Annotated in this window: 1 protein-coding gene and 2 rRNA genes (2 of these 3 running past the window's edge); all 3 read right to left on the bottom strand. The window is 37.2% G+C overall.

Annotation, left to right across the window (positions count from 1 at the left end; all coding sequences use genetic code 11):
• Window positions 1-793 carry the 5' portion of a GNAT family N-acetyltransferase gene (locus tag PZA12_RS04470; protein WP_103699392.1) on the bottom strand. 116 nt of this gene lie to the left of the window's left edge, so the window shows 793 of its 909 coding nt (coding positions 1-793); its start codon is at window positions 791-793; the stop codon falls past the left edge of the window.
• Window positions 794-1,415: 622 nt separating this feature from the next.
• Window positions 1,416-1,532, bottom strand: a 5S ribosomal RNA gene (gene rrf / locus PZA12_RS04465).
• 74 nt (window positions 1,533-1,606) lie between these two features.
• A 23S ribosomal RNA gene (locus PZA12_RS04460) occupies window positions 1,607-2,500 on the bottom strand; it runs 2,017 nt beyond the window's last position.

Below are 2,500 nucleotides of genomic sequence, written 5' to 3'. Positions count from 1 at the left end.
TTTCACTTATTAATTTTAAAGCTGCCTTTAGTACTGCTCTTCCATAGCCTTTTCCTCTAAACTCTGGTAACACGCCAAAACCCAATATGAAAGCTGAGTCATCATTATATTCAATATGAATTTTACCTATGATTTCATTGTTTAATTCAGCTATATAAGCATTCTTTATTCTTGATTCATCTTCCTCAATTTGTTCAGTTTCTTCTTCAGCTGAAACTCTGAAACTTTCATTTTCCTCCTTATCAGAAAAATAAATCAAGTCTTGTCTTGATAATTCCTTCTTATCTGATGCCTTTGCTTTTCTTAAATTAATAGGAACTAAATTTTCTAAAAGATGCTGAATTATTAATTCCATCCCATATTCAGAAAAATCGTATTCTCCTCCTACTGCTTTTATAAATTCATTTCCAGATTTAGATTTACCATCCGTTAATAATAATATCTTCTTGAAACCATTCCTACTACATTCATCTATTGCAAGGTCAAAGAGTTTTTTAAAGATACCTTTCCTCCTCCATTCTGGATGAGTCATTCCATTAAGCTCAGCCATATTTCCTCCAAAACATGAAATTCCAAGGTAAGCAACTAAAACATCATCTACATAATATAAAAATTCATTTATTTTTTTATTTGATCCTTCTGAATTATTTTGTATGTCTAATTTAAAGTCCAATTCTAATTTTAAATTTACATTATCATTCAAAATGACTATCTCTTGAAGTTCATTTATTTCTTTATATTCTTTTTCACCTATATATTGCTTCATAGTTATTATATGATTTACTTCTTTCATTTTTAAATCTCCTTTTTGCTTGATTTTGAAATTCTTAAATTTTTCATAGATTTTAATTTTAAATTCTTCATTGCACATCTCTCCTCTTTGATTGCTGCTCTTATCATATACTATTGATATTACTGAATATCTAAAAATGGACAGAAAAATCCCGCAGACACAAACCTATAAATGGCTTCTATCTGCGGGCATTATAAAAACAGGCAAACCTGTTATGATATTCGTCCTTAATAGTACACATATTTATGAAAGGTTATCTAAATTCTGCGAAAATATAACACAAATAAAAGGTACAACTACCATAAGAATGTATTTCCGCCCATATTTAGTTTAAACAGCAATCACCTTTACACTCTTTATCATATTACCATTTCTCCTTTCATAAGACTTACTATATTTTTACAATAAATCCTTCAATAAATTAACATTATCATATCTAAAAATATTTGTCAATTAATTCAAATTATATACATTTAATTCTTCATCAAGTTCTAAGTGACACTTCTTATATCAGAACCTAAGACTATTTTTAAATTTATTATTATATTCTTCACTAAAATTAGTAATCACATTTTTTATGCAAAATAAAAAAAGATAGTTATTACAACTATCTTTTTTGCTTACCTCGCAACGTCCTACTCTGCCACACAGTCTCCCATGCAGTACCATCGGCGCTATAGACCTTAACTTTCCTGTTCGGAATGGGAAGGAGTGTTACCTCTATGCCATCACCACGAGATCTTTAATTTGAAAAAACTTTGTTCTTTCAAAATTGCACACAGTTTCTTTAATGTATATTACAACTTGATTATATTGGTCAAGCCCTCGACCTATTAGTATCAGTCAGCTAAATATGTTACCATACTTACACCTCTGACCTATCAACCTTGTAGTCTTCAAGGGGTCTTACTAGCTTATGCTATGGGAAATCTCATCTTGAGGTGGGCTTCACACTTAGATGCTTTCAGCGTTTATCCCTTCCCGACTTAGCTACCCAGCTATGCTTCTGGCGAAACAACTGGTACACCATAGGTCAGTCCATCCCGGTCCTCTCGTACTAAGGACAGCTCCTCTCAAATTTCCTACGCCCGCGACGGATAGGGACCGAACTGTCTCACGACGTTCTGAACCCAGCTCGCGTGCCGCTTTAATGGGCGAACAGCCCAACCCTTGGGACCTACTTCAGCCCCAGGATGCGACGAGCCGACATCGAGGTGCCAAACCTCCCCGTCGATGTGAACTCTTGGGGGAGATCAGCCTGTTATCCCCGAGGTAGCTTTTATCCGTTGAGCGATGGCCCTCCCACGAGGTACCACCGGATCACTAAGCCCGACTTTCGTCCCTGCTCCACTTGTAGGTGTCGCAGTCAGGCTCCCTTCTGCCTTTACACTCTTCGAACGATTTCCGACCGTTCTGAGGGAACCTTTGGGCGCCTCCGTTACATTTTAGGAGGCGACCGCCCCAGTCAAACTGCCCACCTAACAATGTCCTGTCACCAGTTTCATGGCATCCAGTTAGAACTTCAATACTATCAGGGTGGTATCCCAACAACGACTCCACCAAGGCTGACGCCCTAGTTTCCCAGTCTCCCACCTATCCTGTACAGACAATACCGAAATTCAATGCTAAGCTACAGTAAAGCTCTACGGGGTCTTTCCGTCCAATCGCGGGTAGCGAGCATCTTCACTCGCACTACAACTTCGCCGG

This window comes from Clostridium beijerinckii (assembly GCF_036699995.1).
In the GTDB taxonomy this organism is placed as follows: Bacteria; Bacillota; Clostridia; order Clostridiales; family Clostridiaceae; genus Clostridium; species Clostridium helianthi.
The sequence above is the reverse complement of the archived record's forward strand: the minus strand, read 5'-3'. Positions and strand labels throughout refer to the sequence as shown.